This is a genomic window from Saprospiraceae bacterium, assembly GCA_026129545.1.
Classification (GTDB): Bacteria; Bacteroidota; Bacteroidia; order Chitinophagales; family Saprospiraceae; genus M3007.
The window spans coordinates 2,942,434-2,962,254 of record JAHCHX010000001.1 but is presented as its reverse complement, the minus strand read 5'-3'; the positions used below and the strand labels follow the sequence as shown (position 1 = coordinate 2,962,254).

Genomic DNA, 19,821 nt, shown 5'->3' with positions numbered 1-19,821 from the left:
GACGAAGGCGTTTTTTTTGCCCAAAAACCACCTACGGTCAAATGACTTGTTGCGGTGGAGGGCTTTGAGTGAAGGGGATTGCCATTTTTTCGACTGGCAAGGCAAATTTTGCAGTCGAAATCGGGCATATTCGGCGAAAAACTTAACGAAGCCAGTCGGAAAAAGGGCTTCCCCTTCGCCAAAGGCCTCCACCGCAACAAGTCTCGTAAAAAACACCACGCATGAAAGGTATTATCCTCGCCGGCGGACTCGGCACCCGGCTCTACCCGTTGACGCTCGCCGTGAGCAAACAGCTCATGCCCGTTTACGACAAACCGATGATTTATTATCCCCTCAGCACGCTTATGCTGGCGGGCATCCGCGATGTGTTGATTATCTCTACCCCTTATGACCTGCCAAAATTCCAACAGCTATTTGGTGATGGCAGCGCATTGGGCATGAGCTTCTCTTACGTCGAGCAACACATCCCTAACGGTCTGGCGCAAGCCTTTGTACTCGGCGAACAATTCATCGGCAAAGATTCCGCTTCGCTGATATTGGGCGACAACATCTTTTATGGGGCGGGCTTGGGCGAAATGGTGCGTTCTTGCGCCAATCCTGACGGCGGCATCATCTTCGCTTATCAGGTGGCCGACCCCGAACGGTATGGCGTGGTAGAGTTCGACAAACAATTCAAAGCCATCAGCATTGAGGAAAAACCCAAACAGCCAAAGAGCCACTATGCCGTGCCGGGGCTTTATTTCTATGATAACAGCGTGGTGGAAGTGGCAAAAAACTTGAAACCAAGCCCTCGTGGGGAGTACGAAATCACAGATGTCAACAGGCATTATTTGGAGCGGAACAATCTCGAAGTACGCGTGATGGGTCGCGGCTATGCTTGGCTCGACACGGGCACTCACGAATCACTCATGCAGGCCAGTCAATTTGTGCAAGCCATCGAAGCGCGTCAGGGATTAAAAATCGGCTGCATAGAGGAAATTGCTTGGGAGATGGGCTTCATTGACGACGGTGGCCTCGAACGTATGGGGCAGAAATATCTGAAAAGCGGTTATGGAGAGTATCTGTTGAGCCTGCTTAAACTCGCCAAGTGACAGCCCCAAACGAGAAAAGTGTGGACTGTTCAAGTAGATGTTGAGCTTCCTTGGCGGTTGTTCCTCAAGCATTTAAGCAGGCGGTTATTTCGAGTCACCGCCAGAATTAGCGCACGTTTTCAGCAGTCCCCCCCTAGTTCACTTGAATTGTGAATTTGTTTTGGAGCGTCGAGCGGACCGGCCCCCAACGCCAATGTGCATGCTCACCATTCGATAGCAATTGCTTGCTCGATTTTTTCTGAAAGGCTAAGCGCCACGGGGCAGGTGCGGGCGATGGCTTCCAATACCTTTTTGTCTTTGTCCGAAAAATTGTTTTTCGGCATCTTGATTTTCACCTCAATGCGGCTAATCCGGCGTGGGTCGGCAGACATGATTTTGTTGACTTCGGCGTTCGCGCCTGTGATATCGAGGTCGCGGGCACGAATAGCCATCGTTGTCAGAATGCAAGTGGCCAATGAAGTGGCACAAAGGTCGGTGGGCGAAAATGCCTCGCCCTTGCCCTGGTTGTCGGGTGGGGCATCGGTGACAAAGGATTGGTCTGACCGAAGGTGGAGGCATTCGGTGCGGAGGTCGCCGAGATATTGGACAGTGGCGGTCATGGATGGTTGTTTACATGAATTGAGAGTTGAGGCTTTCTAGCGGTTGATAGCCAAGCCATTATTCAAGCAATAATTTGAAATCATGGCCCGGGCAGCGCCTACGAATGCTCAATAGGCTCTTGCAAACAGTACCCGTCGCTCGCTGGGCTTGCCCGTCAGGACGCATTGGCCTGCCTCATCAGGCCAATCCAACGGGATGCACCGAATGGTCGCCTTCGTACGCTCTTTTATCTGCAATTCAGTCTCGGTGGTGCCATCCCAATGCGCATGGACAAAGCCGCCTTTGTTTTCCAAAATATCTTCCATTTCAGCCAAAGAGTCTGCTTTCGTGATATGCGCATCGCGATAGGTCTTGGCGCGGTCGAAGAGATTCTGCTGAATCTCGTCGAGCAGTCGAGCGATGTGGTCTCCTATGCCATCGAGCGGAACGCTGGATTTTTCCTTGGTGTCGCGGCGGGCCACCTCTATTTGCCCGGCAGCCAAGTCGCGCTGCCCAAGCCCAAGACGCACGGGAATGCCGACCATTTCGTATTCAGCGAATTTGAAGCCGGGGCGATTCTGGTCGTCGTTGTCAATGGAAACCCGGATTCCTTTGGCGCGAAGTTGGGTGGCGATGCGGTCGGCGGCTTCCGTAAGTTCTGGGGAGGGCTTCGGAATTGGCACGATGACGACCTGTGTGGGCGCGAGTTTGGGCGGCAGCACCAGCCCGTCGTCGTCAGAGTGGGTCATGATAAGACCGCCAATGAGCCGTGTGCTCACTCCCCACGAAGTGGCCCAAACGTGTTCTTGTTGGTTGTCTTTGTTGAGGAAATAGACATCAAAGGCTTTGGCAAAATTTTGCCCCAAAAAGTGGGAGGTGCCTGCTTGCAAAGCTTTTCCATCCTGCATGAGCGCCTCTATGCAAAACGTCTCGTCGGCGCCGGCAAATCGTTCGTTCGGTGTCTTGACTCCTTTTATGACGGGCATGGCCATCCACTCTTCCGCAAAGCGGGCGTAGATGTCGAGAATCAGCCGCGTTTCGCTCATCGCTTCTTCGGCTGAGGCATGAGCGGTGTGGCCTTCTTGCCAGAGAAACTCCGCCGTGCGCAAAAACGGGCGTGTGCGCATTTCCCAACGCACCACGTTGGCCCATTGGTTGATAAGGATGGGCAGGTCGCGGTAGCTTTGTATCCAATTGCGATAAGCATTCCAGATGATGGTTTCGGAGGTGGGGCGCACGATGAGCTCCTCCGCCAATTTAGCCTCTGGGTCAACGATAACCCCATTGCCATCGGGGTCGTTTTTCAGGCGGTAATGCGTCACGACGGCACATTCCTTTGCAAAGCCTTCGACGTGCGCTGCCTCTTTGCTCAAAAAACGCTTGGGGATGAACAGCGGGAAATAGGCATTCACATGGCCTGTGTCCTTGAACATGGCATCCAGCGCGTCGCGCATTCTTTCCCATATTCCGTAGCCATTGGGTCTGATGACCATGCAGCCATACACTTCTTCCGCGTTTTCGGCCAGCTTGGCCTTGTGCACAATGTCCAGATACCACTTCGAGTAGTTTTCCGAGCGGGGCGTTATTTCTTTTGCCATGTTTTTTCGTCAGTGATGTGGTTCGATTTTTATTCTTTTTGCCGTGACCGTGAATGAGAGCGGCACGATGTCCTCTATGATTTTGTCCTTGGCCGTGCCAAGCAAGCCTGATTGGAAATTGACCCCCCACTTGGTTCGGTTGATGGCGAAATTGGCCGACTGCGCTTTCAATTCATCGTTGTTGATGGTCAGTTTGAGTGGAATGTTCACAGGGTGGGTTGTGTCTTTCAGCGTGAGCTGACCACTGACCACCCAGTTGAAATCAGGCAAGTTGCTGGGCAATACTTCGTCGAACACAAATTCGCCTACTGGGTATTTTTTTACTTCAAAAAAATCGGAGTCTTTCAAGTGCGACTCAAGGTCGGCCTTGGCGCCCGGGTCTTTTATATTGTTGACATTGATAGAGGTCATGTCGAGGGTTATTTTACCACTCAACAAATGTCCCTGATTCACCTTCAATTCTCCGCTTGACACGTTCAAAGTCCCTGTGTGCCGATTGCCGATGGTTCGTTTACCTAGCCAACTTACCACCCCATCGGTGATGGCGTAAGTGGCGGCTCCTTCAGCGGGTATGGAAGACAGGCGTATGGTGTCGGATTTCGATACGGGGGTGGCAACGGGCTCACGAGTTGGTTTTGAATCGTTTTTGCAAGAAATCAGGGCTATTACGCTCAATATCGAGAGGGTGGTCAATTTTAAAACGCGCATCATGGTATGTCTTGAAATAGCATTTGCACAAAAAAGAAGTGCAAAGGTACGGGTTGCAGCTTTTGGCAGTAACTTCGACAAAAAAATTCATGCGCGGGCAGCACTTACGGGTTTGCCGCGTTATTTAATCGGCTTTTTCCAAAACCATTTTCAATGAAAAATTTACATTGCCTACGTTTGCCGTTGTTGCTCGGCATTTTGGCGTCGTTGATAGCGGCCTGCCGAATCGAGGATGACAAAGACGTGGTGGTGACTATCCCGCCTGAATACAGGGTAGATGTTTTTCAAGACCGCGCCCCCACCGACGGCACCCCAACTTTTGGCCTTTGGGTGGAGAGCATGGCTAAATTCGAGTGTCCCGACTTTGGCATTGATGCCAGCGTGGCCTTGTTGGGCGGGCGCATCGAGGTGACGATTTTGGGCGTGCAGCGACCTTCCCCATGTGTGGGCGACTCTGCCACCGCCAAACAATTCATCCCGCTCGGTCATCTGGACGATGGCACCTACCCGTTTAGCCTCTCCTTGCGCGATGTAATCGTGAACAATGGGACACTTCGAATCGAGAATGGGCGCCATGTGTTATCCCTACCCAATGCGCAGGGCGTTGAAGTCCAAAACTATGTACTGGAACACTTGCCAGACGGCATCATTTGGGGTTACGCGGCCACGCCCGATGAGCCTTCGATGCCGATAGCCGACAATTTTCTCACAGACCTGAAAACACTTACCGCTGAAAACGACCTCGCGCCGGGTTTTTACAGTTACTTCACCATATCGGGTACTGGCGTGATTACACTGCACGGGCGCATCGCCCCGGCGGAAACGGCAAGCGTGTTCGTTCGCCGTCTCTTATCGTCTCCCGATTCTCTCAAAGGTTTGTTGCAAAATTACCGGAACGCTCAGCAGCAGCCATTGACCGTCAAGTGTTGGACGACGGGAGGGGAGCTGTAGCCACCCGAAACATAGGCATTAGTCTCCGCGTCGCCGAGTTTTGAGCATGGTTGATATACCCAGATTAAAGAGGATTTGAACCTGCCCGCTGGCAAGGCAGGGATGCCCTTGATTGATTTGTATGATTTTCATTGGCAAGAAAAATGCCGTCGCTTTCTACCTTCACCCATCGAAAGAACAAGGCACACGTTCCCCAGCCGACTGGTTTTTCTGCCAGCCCAAAGTTTTCAGCCACAAACTCACCCTGCCGGATACCCATGCTGTTCAATTTGCACCAACTGCCATTTGCACGACTGCTCGTGTTCGTTTGTTTCCTGATTTTTCCAAAAATACTCGCTGCTCAACATTCCATAGCACGCGAATGGAATGAGACTCTGCTTCAAACCATCAGGGAAGACCTCGCCCGGCCAGCAGTGCAGGCCCGCAATCTCTTTCATTTTTCCATCGCTCTTTACGACAGCTGGGCAGCCTACGACACCGAAGCCGAGACCTACCTGCTTGGCAAAACGGTTGGAGGCTTCACCTGCCCATGCAAGGAAATACCCGTACCAAAAGACATTGAAGCCGCCCGTAAAGAAGCGATGAGTTTTGCCGCGTACAGACTGCTCATGGCTCGCTACACGCTTTCGCCGAGTAGCGGCGGGGCATTGAGCAGATTTCAGGACCTCATGAAAAAACACGGATACAATTTTCGGGACTACTCTTCCAATTACGAGTCAGGTTCGCCCGCTGCTTTAGGCTCCTATTTGGCACATTGCATTCTTCAAATGGGTCAGCAGGACGAGATAAACGAGCAAGGCAACTACAGGAGCCAATCTTATCAGGCCGTGAACCCACCTTTGGACATCACGGCTCCCGGCACCTCAGCGCTGTCGGAGCCGAACGGCTGGCAGCCCCTCAAAATGAACATCGCCATCGAGCAGGATGGCCACAAAATGCTGGAGTGCAAATGCGGGGGCAAGCCGCTCATCGAATACGTCGGCTCCACAGACCCAAGTGGCCGCCCGGTCACGTCCACCCAAGCTTTCCAGTGCCCCGATTGGGGACTGGTGCACCCCTTTGCCCTGCACAGACAGGATATGAGCGTTTACCAACGCGACGGAAAGCAACATCGGGTCTATCTCGACCCCGGCACCGATTTTCTGCCGCGGTTGAATGCGAGCAAAGGCGGCGGCACCTCGCCGGACTATGCATGGAACTTTGCCTTGGTAGCCGCTTGGTCTGCTTACCTTGACCCCAGCGACGGGGTGCAATGGGATGTGTCGCCGCGCAGCATCGGCAACGTGCAGCATTACCCGCAAAACCTGAGCGAACTACGCGATTTTTACAACATGGAAATCGGGCGCGACGCGGGAGGCGGCCACAAGACAAACCCTCACACAGGGCAGCCTTACGAACCCCAAATCGTGCCGCGAGGCGACTTTATTCGTGTGGCTGCGCGGTTTTGGGATGAAGGGCCGAACAAGGAAACTATTGCGGGACACTGGTTCGCCATGTTGAACTACATCAGCGACCAGCCTGGTCTGGTCAAAAAATTCAACGGCAAAGGTCGCCTCATGAGCGATTTGGAATGGGATGTCAAGGCATATTTTGTGCTCGGCAGTGCGTTGCACGATGCGGCCATAGCAACGTGGAGCATCAAGCGTCGGTACGACGGCATACGCCCCGTTTCGGCGCTGCGCTACTTGACTGGCCTTGGCCAAAGCTCTGACCCCAGACTTCCGGCGTACAACCCGGCAGGCATCCCGCTGCTACCCGGACGAATAGAATTGGTAACTAAAAACGACCCGCTGGCTGGCACCCAAAAGGAAAACGTCGGTAAAATCAAATTGTACGCTTGGAAAGGGCCGTTTTCGGTGACGGACCCAGCCACCCAAACGGCGGGTGCCGGGTGGATACTGGCCGAAAACTGGTTTCCCTTTCAGCCCAAAACTTTCATCACGCCTCCATATCCCGGCTACGTTTCCGAACATTCCTCCTTCTCTCACTCTGCGGCTGAGGCATTGCTCCTGCTGACAGGGGATGCCTATTTTCCCGGCGGGTTGGGCGAATATCCCGTAAGGGCAGATAGCAATTTCCTAAGCTTGGAAAAAGGCCCGAGCATGGATGTCACCCTTCAATGGGCCACCTACCGCGATGCCGCCGACCAAGCAAGCCTGTCGCGCATCTGGGCCGGCACCAACCCTCCGTTCGACGACATACCGGGCCGTCTCATCGGCGCAAAAACCGGCGCGGCGGCCTTCCAACTCGCCCGAAACTTTTTTTATCAAGACCGCGACCGCGACGGGTATTTCAGTTACGAGGATTGCGACGATGCCAATCCTGCCGTCTATCCCGGTGCACCAGAAATATGCGACAAACTGGACAATGACTGCAACGGGAAAGCCGATGACGGCATAACCTGCCCGAATAAATAATCGGCATCAGTACAAATCCTATGAGCATGAATAATATGGACGACATAAAAAAACGACTGGATGAGATTTTCCTCAAAATAACCATAAATGACAAGAATCCATTTGAACGGGACTTCGACGAATCTGTATTTGATTTAGCGAATGACCTTATTCGCGCACACGAAGAGTCTGACTATGTTGAAACAATAATAGAACTGTCAAACAACATAGACGCTCACAAAATAGGCTGCCTATTCGATATTTTGCTCTGGTCCACCCGGGATGAAGGGCAAAAAGTACAAGAATGGAGAAAGAAAAGTTTGGAAAATGGAAAGGAGAGAGAAGTCGAGATTGCCTTATGCGTATCGAATGCCTATCCAATGATTGACTTGCATCGGTTTCTATCGGTATTGGATGAGCTCACAATAAAATATCCCAAATTGGCTTCCCTTTACGAGCATTGGAAATCTTCAACACAGAACTCGATCAAGCGAGACGAAAAAGAAGAAAAGCCGGGGCGGATATTTGGTTGGTTGAGGAATCTGCTACGCCGCGACTTAAAGGAGAAACTTCGAGGGCGATGAGAATTTATCAATGCTCCTCTGACCGTCCTAATATCCGCCCTTGTCCAAACATTTTTTTAAGTTCGGCCTCTTCCTTGAGTTCCTCTTCGGTTGCCGGAGGGATATCCATTTTCGTCAGGTCCGGTTGCCCGGCATCCACCCAAGCGGTGAACCATGCGCTGCTGGTGGCGTGAATGGCCGCCCTCATTCGGCGCTCCATCATGCCTTGTAGGGCGGCTTGGTAGGCGGCGGCATAATCGCGACAAGGGGCTAGTATGGATAGGCCATTGCGCATATCTGGGCACATCTGTCGGTCGGAAGGGAAGCTGCGGCTGAGGCTGCGTTCCATCGTCAGCACACTGTCCACCATGCTATGACTATCAAAAACCGCTTGCCAGAAGTAATCTACGGGATGGGTGATGTACTCGGGTTTGCCCACAAAAAAATCATACTCTTCGTCGGCAAAAAGCTCTGGCACACGGCTTTCCCAAAAGCCATGAATACCATGCTGTCCCGTTTTTTGTCCGTTGTAATTGCTCGTGGTGTGAAGCGGCACATGAGCATCGCCGATATAGTGTCCCATGTCCGCGCAAAGGCGAAGTATGCGTCTGGAATTGCGCTGACGGAAGGCTTCGGTGAGGTCGCGCTGCATCTTTTGCAGATGCCACGGCACAATGCCGTGTTCCGACAAGTGCTCGCGGTAAAAGGCTTTCTGCGCACGCATGGGTATTTCATTTTCCTCCAAAAAGGTGTTTAGGGTATCGGAGGGCAAATTGAGGTCGTCTTTGTAGTAGCGCGGCAGCACACAGCGGATGAAGAAGTTTTTGTACGAAGATGCTGTTTCCTCCGCGACGGGTTTTTGAGCGCCAAATAGTTGCACGGTATCGCCCCTGCTTGTCACCACCCACAGGTCGGTGTATTTTATCATGGCATCCACCCACAGCCTCGGCACATTATCAAAGGGCGGCTCACCGTACATATCAAGGTCAATGTAATGGCGCGGGGCCTCGTTTTTGGTCGCGTAGCGCCGCATATCGGCATCTACTGCGTGGTCGGCGAGCCAGTCAATGTTGGGTTTGAAAAACACCATCATTTCGGGGGGCAGTGTCAGCACTGCCAAGCGATTGATGCGCCTATGCGCAAAAAAGCCCCAAGGGGGAGCGTGGTCGTTCCCCTGCGTGGAGACAAGGTTTTGGTAGGCAAGTTTATTTTGCACAGAAATAAAGGGGAGGGGTAAAAGCGGCGCGGGATGTTCGCGCAGTTGTTCCACGGAGGGCAAGTCGGAGAAACTGGGCGCGGCCAATAGGAGCACAAAAAGCAAAAGAAAGGGGGCGAATGTTTTTTTCATGGCTGAAATATCCGAAGAGTCCGCAACATTCTACTCAACCGCCCACCACCTCCACCGACCATGCCTCTGCTTTTTCGGCAAATAAAATTTTGGTTTTGGCCCAAGTGGTTTGGAACAGGTCGGATTGCCGATAGGTCTCCAATGCTGCCTCATCCTCCCAGATACTCAGGGTGAAAAGCACATTCGGCGCATTGGTCTGACGCAAGAGTTCCATGTGCAGGCAGCCGGGAAAGGCACGGATGCGGTTTTTGCTGTGCTCAAATACATCCCGCAGAAAGACTTCCACCGCTTCCTCCCGGAAAGTCATTTTCACAATTCTTTTTATCATCAACAAAGAAGGTATCTTGAAAGCCTGTCAAAGCGCGTAACGCCGTTTTCGCCGCCAATTGAAAAACCACCCAAACACACCGAGAAAAACAAGCGGAACGCCGATGTTGAGCACGCGCCATAACGCCTGCTCTTTTTTAGCTTTCACGGTATCGAGCAGCCTCAATTTCACTTCTTTCGTGCGGGCCTCGATGACACCCGTAGGGTCTATCAGATACTCGATGGCATTGAGCATGAGGTCTTTATTGGCATAAGTGCTATTTTCAAAACGATTGTAACCAAGCGGGAGCCACTCTTTCTTGGCGGCATCGCGCACAAAATTGGCAGCCACGTCGCCGTCGCTAATGACGAGCATACGGGTCGGTTCGCTTTCCGCTCTGAACGTGAGGCCTAGCTGCTGCAAGCCCGCTTGCATCTCGGCTGATACCCGATTTTCATAGTTGGAGGGGAAAATACCTTCCAGCAAGAGACCCACGGTTTGCATCCCTTTGTCGAATTTGGCGGGGTCAGGGTCGTAGCGCAGGATTTCAAAATTTAAATCAATCGGGCTGAATTGCAGCCTGCTGTAGCGGCTACTGGTCAGCAGCCGTGTTTTTTTCACGGGTGTTTTGGTGCGAATGGTATCTATGGAAGAGCAAAATCGCAGCTCCACTCGGTCAAGGTTTTTCACAATCGGGTGGTTGCCAGTTGGCAACACAGCGGGATGATAGTACCATGGGAACAGTTCCATTTGAGGAGCATTGCCCATTTGCCCGGTAGCCAACGGGATTCTGGAACATTCGAGGTCGAGCACAAGGTCGGGCTGGATGCGAGCGCCGTATTTGAAGAGCATGTCTTCGAGGTTGAGCGGGTAGTCCGATGGCACAAAATGCCCCGTGTGACGCATGCTGTCGAGGTCGGCATTAAGCCGGTCAATGAGCCACAACACGCGGCCACCCTGCATGAGATATTGGTCAATCTTGAACTTGTCTTTTTCCGAAAATTCCGTGAGCGGCTTGGCCACGATGAGCAAAGCGCAATCTTGCGGTCGCAATTGCACCAAAGAGTCGAGTGTGATGCGGTCTGTGTCGTAAAACTGATTAAGGGCACGCTCCAAATCGGATGTTTGCAACCGGTCCAGCTCCCCATGCCCCTTCGTGAAAAGTATGGGCAGGCGTTCGGGGGTCAGAATCTTCTTAATTGCGTTGGCAAATTTGTACTCCAACAGTGACACCGAATTGTTGATGACGACCTCTGGATTCAGGCTGGGCGACTCGTTTTCGAGCAGTTTGACCACTACCCGGCGATTGCCGTAATGGACCACCGCCACCGGGTAGATAAGTCGTTGGGAGCGTTGCCCTTGGTCGGCCACGCGCAAGTTGACTGGCACGATGCCCTGCTCTGCCAATGCCTTGCGGCGCTCGTTCACGTCTTCCAGCGTCCCTTGGTTGGGGTCGTCGAACTGATAGTCAATATAGCCGCTAACGGCGCGAAAATCATTGAGCATATCGCGCGTGGCAGTTTGTAGGCGCTTAAATCCCGCCGGGAATTCGCCCTCCAGCAGCACCTGAACATAGATGCGGTCTTTCAGCCCCTTGAGCAGCTCCCGTGTGGGGCGGGTGAGTGTGAAGCGTTTTTCTTCCGTAAGGTCGAGATGCGTGTAAAAGGCACTGGCCAAAATGTTGGCAAACAACAAGATGCCACAAAAAAGGCCAAACTGCAAAAAGGCTTGTGAACGCTTGGAACGAGCCATGATGTGTTTATTTAGAGTGGCAAAAGTACGGCGAGTGGCAGGGGGTTTTTTACTGTCGAGCAATAAATCCTTTCTCCAAAAGTTAAATAAGCCCAAAATTAAACACGTCGTGTACTTCATTGCGCAGTTGACACATTTTAACACAATAGCGGCTCGAAAGTGCATCAAAAGTCAAAAGTTTTTCCGTCTCTATACCATGAATAAGCGCTTGCTGATTTTTCCCAAATTCATATTTACCCTTTTACTTCTCTCCATCCTCCCCATCACGCTCCAATCTCAATGTGTTTCCGGCGATTGCAAAAATGGCGTAGGCACTTTTGTCTATCCTTCGGGAGCGAAATACACCGGCCATTTCAAGGACGGTGAAATTCATGGTATCGGGGTGTGCTACTACACCGACGGCAGCAAGTATCAAGGCGAGTGGGTACATCGCTACCCCGAAGGCAAGGGCACCAAAACCTATTCGGATGGCACCGTGCGCACGGGCCTTTGGAAACGCGGAAAGCCCGTGGACGAAAATGGCAACCTCCTCGAAGAATATATCGCCAAGAAAAAAGATGAGCGTCAGGACGACGGCACCAACATCCAGTCGGGATGCCTATCCGGCGATTGCAAAAACGGACAAGGGATTTTCGCCTATCCCGACGGCAGCAAATACGAAGGGCAATTTTTGAAGGGCAAATTTCATGGGCAAGGCGTGTTTTATTTTGCCAACGGAGACAAGTACGAAGGGGAGTTCAAGGAAAACTACCCGGACGGTCATGGCACACGCACCTACGCGGTCAACAATCAGCAGGAAACTGGTGAGTGGCGGCAAGGCGAATACTTTGGCAGCAGCCTCATCGAAAGCGGAAAAACAGGGTGCATACAAGGCAATTGTGACAACGGAAAAGGTTCCTATATCTTCAAAGAAGGAGTGGCCAAATACACTGGCGACTTCAAGGACGGGCAGCCGCACGGTCATGGAATATGTATGTACGCCAATGGCGACCGCTACCGGGGGGAATGGCTCGAAGGAGCCTTCGGGGGAAAGGGAACCCTCTACCTGCGCGACGGCACCATCGTGGATGGTTACTGGCGTGCCGGCGAATACGTCGGGAAACAAGCCCCTGCCGATTACAAACCGACAACACCCACGGTGGCCGAAACACCTGCCCAAGCCCCAGTCGAACTGCCGGGTGCCAAAGTGTGGGCAGTGGTGGTTGGTGTGGCTGCCTACGACCACATGCCAGCCTTGCGCTACACCGACGACGACGCATACCGCTTCTATGCTTTTCTGAAAAGCCTCGAAGGAGGGGCGCTACCCGACGAACAGGTACAAATACTCGTGGACGAAGATGCTACCCGCGACAACGTGATTGGCGCCATCAATGAAATTTTTGCGCAGGCAGGCGCCAACGATTTGGTCATCTTCTATTTTTCCGGTCACGGGCTGAACGGCTCTTTCCTGCCTATTGATTTTGATGGTTTTAACAACAAAATCACCCACGACGAAATAGCAGGGGCTTTCAATAAATGTCGAGCAAAATTCAAGCTTTGCCTCGCCGATGCTTGCCACTCTGGAAGCCTGTTTGCGATGCGTTCGGCCACGGAAGAGCCTATTTTGAACACCTATTATACCTCGCTGGCCAAATCCGTGTCCGGCACCGCGCTCATCATGTCGAGCAAAGCCGACGAGACCTCACTCGAATCGCAGGGCCTGCGGCAAGGCGTGTTCAGCCACTTCCTCATCAGGGGATTGAAAGGCGAGGCCGACAAGAACAAAGACAAGGTGGTGACGGTGGAGGAACTGTTTGCTTACATCTATGCCAATGTGCGAGATTACACCAGCAACCGCCAAAGCCCCGTCATCAAAGGAACTTATGACCCGAAAATGCCAGTGGCTGTCACGCGATGAACACAAGTCCCCCGCTCGTTATCAGGAGTTTTGGGGCGGGTTAGAAAATTGTTTTCTTTCCAAAAAATAAATCAAGGCAAGGTAACTGCCGAACAGTACTGCCCGCCCGGCCCAGAGCAAAATGGGCTGAGCGGGCAGTGTCGCCTCAAGCATCTTACCCAGCGCAAACAACCCCAAGGCAACTGCCACATAAAACAGCATCCGACCCAAAGGGTAGGGTACGGGGTAATGTTTTTTCCCCGTGAACCAAGTCGCCCAACACATAAAAGCGTAGCAAGTCAGCGTCACCCAAGCTGCGCCCGTGTAGCCGAATCGGGGAATCAAAACCAGATTCAAAGCAACCGTGATGACTGCTCCTGCTATTGAAATCCACGCGCCCAGTCCCGTGCGGTCTTTCAGGCGATACCAGATGGAAAAGTTGTAATAGACACCGAGCAACAGATTGGCTGTCAACAAAATCGGCACGACGCGCAGCCCGCCGTGATACTTTGTTCCGATAAAATACTTGACCAAATCGAGGAAAAGCAGGATGCCCAACATCCCAACCGCGGCGGCAATGGTGAACCACAAAGTCACTTGGGCTTGTGTGCGCAAGGCATCTTTGTCGCCCGCGTGACGGAAGAAAAACGGTTCGGCGGCGTAGCGATAGGCTTGCGTGAACAGCGTGATGAGTGCCGCCAATTTGTAGTTCGCACCAAAAATCCCCACATCTGCCAGATTTTCCTGCGGAGTGCCGGGCAGCAGGTATTTCAACATGGAGCGGCTAAACATCTCATCCACAATACCCGCAAAACTCACGATAATGAGCGGTGCGGCATAGGCCATCATTTTTGCCCACAATGCCTTGTCGAACGACCACCGCACGGCTCTCAACTGCGGCGACAGCAACAGCAACGTCACGAGGCTCGCGACCAAATTGGACAGGAAAATATAGCCCACGCCCAGCCCCGACGACCACACGGCATGCACCCACCCCACACCCTTGCCCGCCGCCCACGGGCAAAGCACCAGCCAAAAAAGATTCATCCCGATATTGACCGAGATGTTGGTCAGCTTGATGAAAACGAAGCGTTTGGGGCGTTGCTCCAGCCGCAAGCGAGCAAAGGGCAGCTCAGCCAGACAATCGAAAGCCAAAATCAAGGCGAACCATCGCACATACTCCGGGTGCTGCGGATATTCCAGCACGTCGGCGATGGGTTGGGCAAAGACTAGCAACGCCCCCGCGAAAGCGGCGGTCGTGCCCATCAGCGAGAGCATTCCCGTGGAATAAACCCTTTCCCGAGCCTCCTGTGGTGTGCCGAATCGAAAAAACGCGGACTCCATTCGGTAGGAAAACAGCACCATGAGGAAGGCTGATGTGGCATACAAATCAATGACCGCTCCGTATTCGTTCGTGGTGGCCAACACCCGTGTGTAAAATGGCACCAGCAGCATATTGAGTAGCCGGCCTATGATGCTGCTGAGCCCATACAGGGCGGTCTCTCCCGCTAATTTTTTTATCAGGGACATTTTTTTTTGACGGTTGCGTAGGCCGACGATATATGATTCACTGTCACGGCCTTGCGAGGCAAAGGTAGTCGCGGGCAAAAGTGTTTTTTGCAAAAAAAATTGCCCGCGAGGTGCGTCAACGCGCTCCGCGGGCAATCCGTTTCCCCTCTCCACGAAGGAAGTGGGTTCTTGTTAGGCCATTTCTTGCACCACTTCTGTCACTTCTGGCACCATGCGCTTCAGCATACCTTCTATGCCAGCTTTCAGCGTCACCGTCGAAGATGGGCAGCCACTGCACGAGCCTTGCATGGTGACATACACGCGGCCGTTTTCAAAGGCCTTGAACTCTATGTTGCCACCATCCATCTCCACAGCAGGTTTCACATAAGTGTCAATCAATTCTTTCACTTTTTTGGCCAACTCGCCATTTTCACCACTGAACTGCTCGGCGTTGCTCTCTGCCATTGTTTTTTCCATGTACTCAGCAAAACCCTCTTTCACCACCGTGCCACCTTTTTCCACAAAATCTTTCACAAACTCTTTCAGCTTGAGCATGATGTCGGCCCATTCGTAATTGAACTCTTTCGTGATGGTGACGTAGTTGTTATTGAAATAAACGCTTTTCACATAGGGCAACTCCATCAGGCTATTGGCCATCGGGCTCCATTCTGCGGCCAAGTCCATATCTTTGAAGTCGGCAATGCCTCGGTAAAGCAGGCGGTTGGTCACATATTTTAGTGCCTCGGGATTGGGTGTTTGCTCCGTGTAAAGCATCACGGGACTTTTGGATATCGTAGCTTCCATCATCAAGAAGTTAGTGTCAGTTAGAAAATGTGCGGCAAAGATAACACGCTTCCATCTCAAAGGTTCACTTTAGAGGGGGCTCTGGTGCGCGTCCCGTTTTTTTGCCAAGCAGCCAAGCCTGCAAAAAATAATTGGCTGACGATACTGCTGGCGAACAATGCTAACAGTTTGGCTATCAATTTTTTGAGCAAAAAAGCATCCGTTCGCTTCCTGTCGTCGTCGTCGGTGCTGACGCTGAAAAATTCGTGAATTGCCGCTGAAAGGCACGTTTTTTGAAAAACAGGATGCCATTCGCCCCAAGCACACCACCCTAGTCGCCTACTGACTTTGCTGCCTGCCCAAATGTGCCTTTAATCCATTCCTCCTGTCGGCACATCAGGCATTTGGCAGCCTCCATGCCCCTTCAAACCGCCTATCCTTAATCCACTGCTATTCCCATGTTGTGCTGGCCGAATGCCGTCCAGCCGACTTATTCTTATCTTTGTCAAAACCGAAGTGACTTTTCCGCCGTTTGTCAAACAATGAAACACACCGTTCTATACCAACCACCTGACTCGAATTTTTGGGAGCGATATACCCAACTTTGGCGCAATAGCCCAGAGCGTTCGCCCTTTCAGTCGCCCCATATTTTGCAGCAGTTCACCCAACAGGTCAAGAACGATGTGGCCATATTTGAGTGTTCACTCGACGGCGAGATGATGGGAGCGGCCTTTTTCAGGTACAGCAAAGGCGTTTATGTCTTTCTGAGCGACTTCAAGACCGATGCAAATTTCTTTGTGCTCCACAGCAGTTGCACCGACGAGATGACCCGCCAGTTTTTTAGCTCGTTTTTCCAAATGGTCAGGCAAGAAAAATGGTCCATGATGCTCAATAGCCAGCCTGCATGGGCACCATACATGGATATTTTTGAGGCAGAGGCGCGGCGTGGCAGGGTTTATTGGATGAACCTTGACTATGCCGTGTGCCCTGTGGCGGAAGCCGAGACGCCTGCCGAATTGTTCAAAAAAGTCGGTTCGTCGCGCAATACCCGCTACAAAGTCAACAAATTCGCCAAACAGGGCGAGACCTCTTGCGAGGTGCTGACCGACGATTCGGACATTGACAAATGGGTGGAAGAGTTTAGCGAGGCGCACGTCGTTCGTTGGGCCACCACCCCTACTCCTTCATTCTACCGCAACGAGGCCAACCGGGCACTGCTGGGAGCATATCTGAGGGCATGGCACGAAGATGGGGTGTTGGTTCGCTTTGCCTTGATGGTGGACGGAAGACGCATTGGCTGCGTCATTGGCCTGTTGGAAAGGGACTCGTTGATTTATCACGCGCCTACCTTTCACCCCGACTTTTCGCATTGCAGCCCCGGTCGGGTACTCATCTACTACATGACCCAATGGATGGCGGAGCACAACCTCCGCATCTTGGATTTTGGCTATGGCAACGAAGATTACAAATACCACGTCGCCACCAAAGAACACGTCCTCAAGCGCATCTTTATTTCCGGCAAGTACAACCTGCCATTTATTGTGAAAACGCGCTTCATTAAGGCCATCCGCGAAAACCCTCGAATGTATCAGGTTTATCAGAACAAAGTGCGCCCGATATATCGCAATATGAAAGGCAGCGTCAGCACTTTCATGGCTCGCTTGTTCTCCATCAAATGGCTCAATACCATCCTGCTTGACGAGCAGATAGCCGACACTCTTCTTATTTTGCAAACCATTTAAACTTAAAAAATGCTTTATGAACGCAATTGATGTTGACAAACACAAACAGGTCTGGAACTCTGCCAGAACGACCAAGAACTACGCGGCGGAAGAAACCCTCCAATTGCCGGAACAGCGCATCATAGAGATTCTGAAAGACCAACTGCCCCACATGCGTATGCTCGACCTCGGCATCGGGGGCGGGCGCACCACCTTGCACTACGCTCCGCTCGTGAAAGAATACGTCGGTTCCGATTATGCCGAAAACATGGTAACCATCTGCCGCGAAAGATTTCACAACGCTGGCGCTCACGTTAGTTTCGAGCAGATTGATGCAACAGATATGTCCGAAGTGCCCGACAATTCTTTTGATTTTGTGCTATTTAGCTACAACAGCATAGACTGCGTGGAACCCGAAGACCGTGTCAAGGTATTTCAGGAGGCTCGGCGCGTAGGCAAGAAAGGCGGGTATTTTGCCTTCTCCAGCCACAACATTCAGTACATTGACAAGATGTACACCTTTAAATGGCACAAGAATCTCCGCGATTTTCTCTATCAATTTTATCGGTTGGTGCTATTGGTTTATTACAACGGTTTTCCCGGCAAATACCTTCGCATGAACGAAACCGTTTTCCGCGACGGGGTGGAGCGTTTTTCCATATCGCTCTACTATTCCAAGCCCGACTATCAAATGCAACAGCTGCGCGAACAGAAATTCAAGAACATCCGCGCTTTTTCCGTAAAGACCGGAAAAGAATTGACTGGGGAAGCATTTAGCGCTTGCAAAGAGGCTTGGATTTATTATTTATGCGAAATTTGAGCACGAGCGCGACGCAAAAAACATCCGGGATTCGGCCTCGCGTCGAATCCCGAATTATACCTTGACTCGCTAGGATTTGTCGGATGAGCATGATTGACGCCCCTGATTTTGAGCAGATTGCGATTGCAGCCATGCCCAAAGCTTGGCGGCGCGAGGTATATTAGACTTGTTGCGGTGGAGGGCTTTGGGTGAAGGAAAAGCCCTCCACCGCAACAAGTCTAATATACCTCGATTTTGATGCTTCATTTAAATTTCGCGACATGAGAAAAATTGCCACCCTATTGCTGTTTATTGGCAGTCTTTGTGCAGCCAACAGCCAAGAAGCGGATAAGCAACTTCGCAATTGCGACTCGGTTTTTATGCGCAGCGACACCCTTGTATGCTTGAAAAATGTCAGCAGCAAGTTGAAAGTATTGAAATTCTACAAGGACGGCGAGAGGTTATTCACCCGAACTGTCACGAAGCAGAAGAACGGAGACATCGAGATTTACACGACAAAAAAAAGGTTTTCCCAAAAATATGAAGGAGAGGGCCTCATCTTGCATCCCAATGGTCAGGTTAAGGTGCGTTCTTGGTACAAAAACGGGAGAGTGGACGGGCCAAGTTTAACATACTACGAAGACGGGAAAAGGCAATGCGTATGTCGCTACAAAAACGACGTGCGCGACGGAGAGCAATTTGTTTTTATCACAACGGTCAACTATACACCCACGAGGTGTGGAAAGAAGGCCGGTTGATGGAGAGGAGAGAACACTTCGACGAACGAGGCAATGCCCTCGAAATCGGCACTTTGTCAGAAGGCAACGGAACCCTCATTGTCTATGACGATTCGGGTGAGAAGATTGGGTTCATGACCTATAAAAACGGCAAGCCTACTAAGAAGAAGGTTCAAAAATTTCCCAAACAACAATAAACGAGCTCACATCTCCATCACCGTCCCGCATTTTTTGCAGGTGCGGGCTTCCAGATTTTCCTTGTAGGTTCCGATGGCTTCTTTGATTTGAGTGCCGATGTCCTTGAGCGGAAAGCCCGCCTCGTGGAGCGGCGCGCCGCAATTTTCGCAAAACCAAAGCAACTTGTCAATCTCCCCTTCATGGCGGCGGCGTTCCAGCACAAGACCGACGGTGTTGGCAGGGCGCTGCGGCGAGTGCGGGATGCGCGGCGGCAGCAGGAACATCTCGCCCTCGCGGATGTCAATCGTCTCCGGTTTGCCGTCCTCGTTGATGATTTTCACCTGAATGTCGCCTTCCAACTGATAAAAAAGCTCTTCGCCTTCCTCCCAATGGTAGTCCTTGCGCCCGTTGGGGCCGCCGACGACCATGACGATGAAGTCTTCGTTGTCAATGTAAATCTGCTTGTTGCCGACAGGCGGCTTCAGCAGGTGGCGGTTTTCGTCAATCCATTTTTGGAGGTTGAAAGGTTTAGCGATTGGCATGGCTCAGTAATTTTTTATGCTGACAAAAGTACAATCACCGCTTTGAGTATGCCACATTCCCGCTCCGAAAATCCTCTCGAACGGGGTTGAACACATCCAAAATGCGGCATTGTGTCAGCGCCCGGCCAGAGTGAGGCGCGTTGGAAGGTATGGCGAACACGTCGCCCGCTTCCAAGATATACGCTCGGCCACCGACAACCAACTCGAAGCGGCCTTCGAGCATATTCAGCACTTGCTCGTGGTGGTGCGAATGTTCGGGCAAATCCGCCCCTGCGTCCACATCCACATAAGCAAGCGTCATGGTGTCGGAGTGAATCAAGCGGGCTGTGAAGCCTTTGGAAATTTCAAATGGGGAGAGCGTGGCGACGGTGTGTTTCATAGCGT

20 protein-coding genes are annotated in these 19,821 nt (G+C 51.9%); 9 read left to right on the top strand and 11 right to left on the bottom strand.

Annotation, left to right across the window (positions count from 1 at the left end):
- The first annotated feature begins 221 nt into the window (after positions 1-221).
- Complete coding sequence (gene rfbA / locus KIS77_11490; protein ID MCW5922961.1) at positions 222-1,091, top strand: glucose-1-phosphate thymidylyltransferase RfbA; 870 nt, start codon at positions 222-224, stop codon at positions 1,089-1,091.
- Positions 1,092-1,294: 203 nt separating this feature from the next.
- Here the strand turns inward: rfbA and KIS77_11485 are convergent, their stop codons facing one another.
- From KIS77_11485 to KIS77_11475, 3 genes are all read right to left on the bottom strand, one after another.
- Positions 1,295-1,690, bottom strand: a complete 396-nt coding sequence (locus tag KIS77_11485; GenBank protein MCW5922960.1) for an OsmC family protein — start codon at positions 1,688-1,690, stop codon at positions 1,295-1,297.
- 108 nt (positions 1,691-1,798) lie between these two features.
- Positions 1,799-3,268 (bottom strand): proline--tRNA ligase, encoded by a 1,470-nt coding sequence (gene proS / locus KIS77_11480; GenBank protein ID MCW5922959.1) that lies wholly within the window; start codon positions 3,266-3,268, stop codon positions 1,799-1,801.
- 9 nt (positions 3,269-3,277) lie between these two features.
- The gene (locus tag KIS77_11475; protein ID MCW5922958.1) at positions 3,278-3,979 is read right to left on the bottom strand and encodes a YceI family protein; all 702 of its coding nucleotides are present in this window, start codon (positions 3,977-3,979) and stop codon (positions 3,278-3,280) included.
- A 150-nt stretch (positions 3,980-4,129) separates the two neighbouring features.
- On the opposite strand from KIS77_11475, the gene KIS77_11470 reads away from it, so the two are divergent.
- On the top strand, positions 4,130-4,927 hold the full coding sequence (locus tag KIS77_11470) for a hypothetical protein (protein MCW5922957.1): 798 nt from the start codon (positions 4,130-4,132) through the stop codon (positions 4,925-4,927).
- A gap of 64 nt (positions 4,928-4,991) precedes the next feature.
- On the opposite strand, the gene KIS77_11465 is transcribed toward KIS77_11470, so the two are convergent.
- Complete coding sequence (locus KIS77_11465; GenBank protein ID MCW5922956.1) at positions 4,992-5,186, bottom strand: hypothetical protein; 195 nt, start codon at positions 5,184-5,186, stop codon at positions 4,992-4,994.
- Between KIS77_11465 and KIS77_11460 the strand changes: the two genes are divergently transcribed.
- Both KIS77_11460 and KIS77_11455 read left to right on the top strand, forming a co-directional pair.
- The gene (locus tag KIS77_11460; protein ID MCW5922955.1) at positions 5,185-7,344 is read left to right on the top strand and encodes a hypothetical protein; all 2,160 of its coding nucleotides are present in this window, start codon (positions 5,185-5,187) and stop codon (positions 7,342-7,344) included. The genes KIS77_11465 and KIS77_11460 overlap by 2 nt on opposite strands.
- 26 nt (positions 7,345-7,370) lie before the next feature.
- Positions 7,371-7,907 carry a hypothetical protein gene (locus tag KIS77_11455; protein MCW5922954.1) on the top strand — a complete coding sequence of 179 codons (537 nt, stop codon included), beginning with the start codon at positions 7,371-7,373 and terminating at the stop codon, positions 7,905-7,907.
- Positions 7,908-7,914: 7 nt separating this feature from the next.
- Here the strand turns inward: KIS77_11455 and KIS77_11450 are convergent, their stop codons facing one another.
- The 3 genes from KIS77_11450 to gldG form a co-directional block, all read right to left on the bottom strand.
- Positions 7,915-9,015 carry a hypothetical protein gene (locus KIS77_11450; GenBank protein MCW5922953.1) on the bottom strand — a complete coding sequence of 367 codons (1,101 nt, stop codon included), beginning with the start codon at positions 9,013-9,015 and terminating at the stop codon, positions 7,915-7,917.
- Positions 9,016-9,268: 253 nt separating this feature from the next.
- Positions 9,269-9,562, bottom strand: coding sequence for an antibiotic biosynthesis monooxygenase (locus KIS77_11445; protein ID MCW5922952.1), 294 nt, complete (start codon positions 9,560-9,562; stop codon positions 9,269-9,271).
- Positions 9,563-9,589: 27 nt separating this feature from the next.
- Entirely contained in the window at positions 9,590-11,293 is a 1,704-nt protein-coding gene (gene gldG / locus KIS77_11440; GenBank protein MCW5922951.1) for a gliding motility-associated ABC transporter substrate-binding protein GldG, read from the bottom strand.
- Positions 11,294-11,489: 196 nt separating this feature from the next.
- On the opposite strand from gldG, the gene KIS77_11435 reads away from it, so the two are divergent.
- Positions 11,490-13,190, top strand: coding sequence for a caspase family protein (locus KIS77_11435; GenBank protein ID MCW5922950.1), 1,701 nt, complete (start codon positions 11,490-11,492; stop codon positions 13,188-13,190).
- A 21-nt stretch (positions 13,191-13,211) separates the two neighbouring features.
- Here KIS77_11435 and KIS77_11430 read toward each other — a convergent pair whose 3' ends face one another.
- Positions 13,212-14,699, bottom strand: coding sequence for a polysaccharide biosynthesis protein (locus KIS77_11430; GenBank protein MCW5922949.1), 1,488 nt, complete (start codon positions 14,697-14,699; stop codon positions 13,212-13,214).
- 171 nt (positions 14,700-14,870) lie between these two features.
- Positions 14,871-15,482: a NifU family protein gene (locus KIS77_11425; GenBank protein MCW5922948.1), complete on the bottom strand. Its 612-nt coding sequence runs from the start codon at positions 15,480-15,482 to the stop codon at positions 14,871-14,873.
- A 521-nt stretch (positions 15,483-16,003) separates the two neighbouring features.
- Between KIS77_11425 and KIS77_11420 the strand changes: the two genes are divergently transcribed.
- From KIS77_11420 to KIS77_11405, 4 genes are all read left to right on the top strand, one after another.
- Positions 16,004-17,203, top strand: a complete 1,200-nt coding sequence (locus KIS77_11420) for a GNAT family N-acetyltransferase (GenBank protein MCW5922947.1) — start codon at positions 16,004-16,006, stop codon at positions 17,201-17,203.
- Between the two features lie 16 nt (positions 17,204-17,219).
- Entirely contained in the window at positions 17,220-18,002 is a 783-nt protein-coding gene (locus KIS77_11415) for a class I SAM-dependent methyltransferase (GenBank protein MCW5922946.1), read from the top strand.
- A gap of 260 nt (positions 18,003-18,262) precedes the next feature.
- Complete coding sequence (locus tag KIS77_11410; protein ID MCW5922945.1) at positions 18,263-18,739, top strand: hypothetical protein; 477 nt, start codon at positions 18,263-18,265, stop codon at positions 18,737-18,739.
- The gene (locus KIS77_11405) at positions 18,739-18,915 is read left to right on the top strand and encodes a hypothetical protein (protein MCW5922944.1); all 177 of its coding nucleotides are present in this window, start codon (positions 18,739-18,741) and stop codon (positions 18,913-18,915) included. The genes KIS77_11410 and KIS77_11405 overlap by 1 nt, the downstream gene beginning before the upstream one ends.
- Before the next feature lie 6 nt (positions 18,916-18,921).
- Here KIS77_11405 and KIS77_11400 read toward each other — a convergent pair whose 3' ends face one another.
- Positions 18,922-19,437: a 3-hydroxyanthranilate 3,4-dioxygenase gene (locus KIS77_11400; GenBank protein MCW5922943.1), complete on the bottom strand. Its 516-nt coding sequence runs from the start codon at positions 19,435-19,437 to the stop codon at positions 18,922-18,924.
- Between the two features lie 34 nt (positions 19,438-19,471).
- The gene (locus KIS77_11395; GenBank protein MCW5922942.1) at positions 19,472-19,816 is read right to left on the bottom strand and encodes a cupin domain-containing protein; all 345 of its coding nucleotides are present in this window, start codon (positions 19,814-19,816) and stop codon (positions 19,472-19,474) included.
- Positions 19,817-19,821 lie beyond the last annotated feature (5 nt).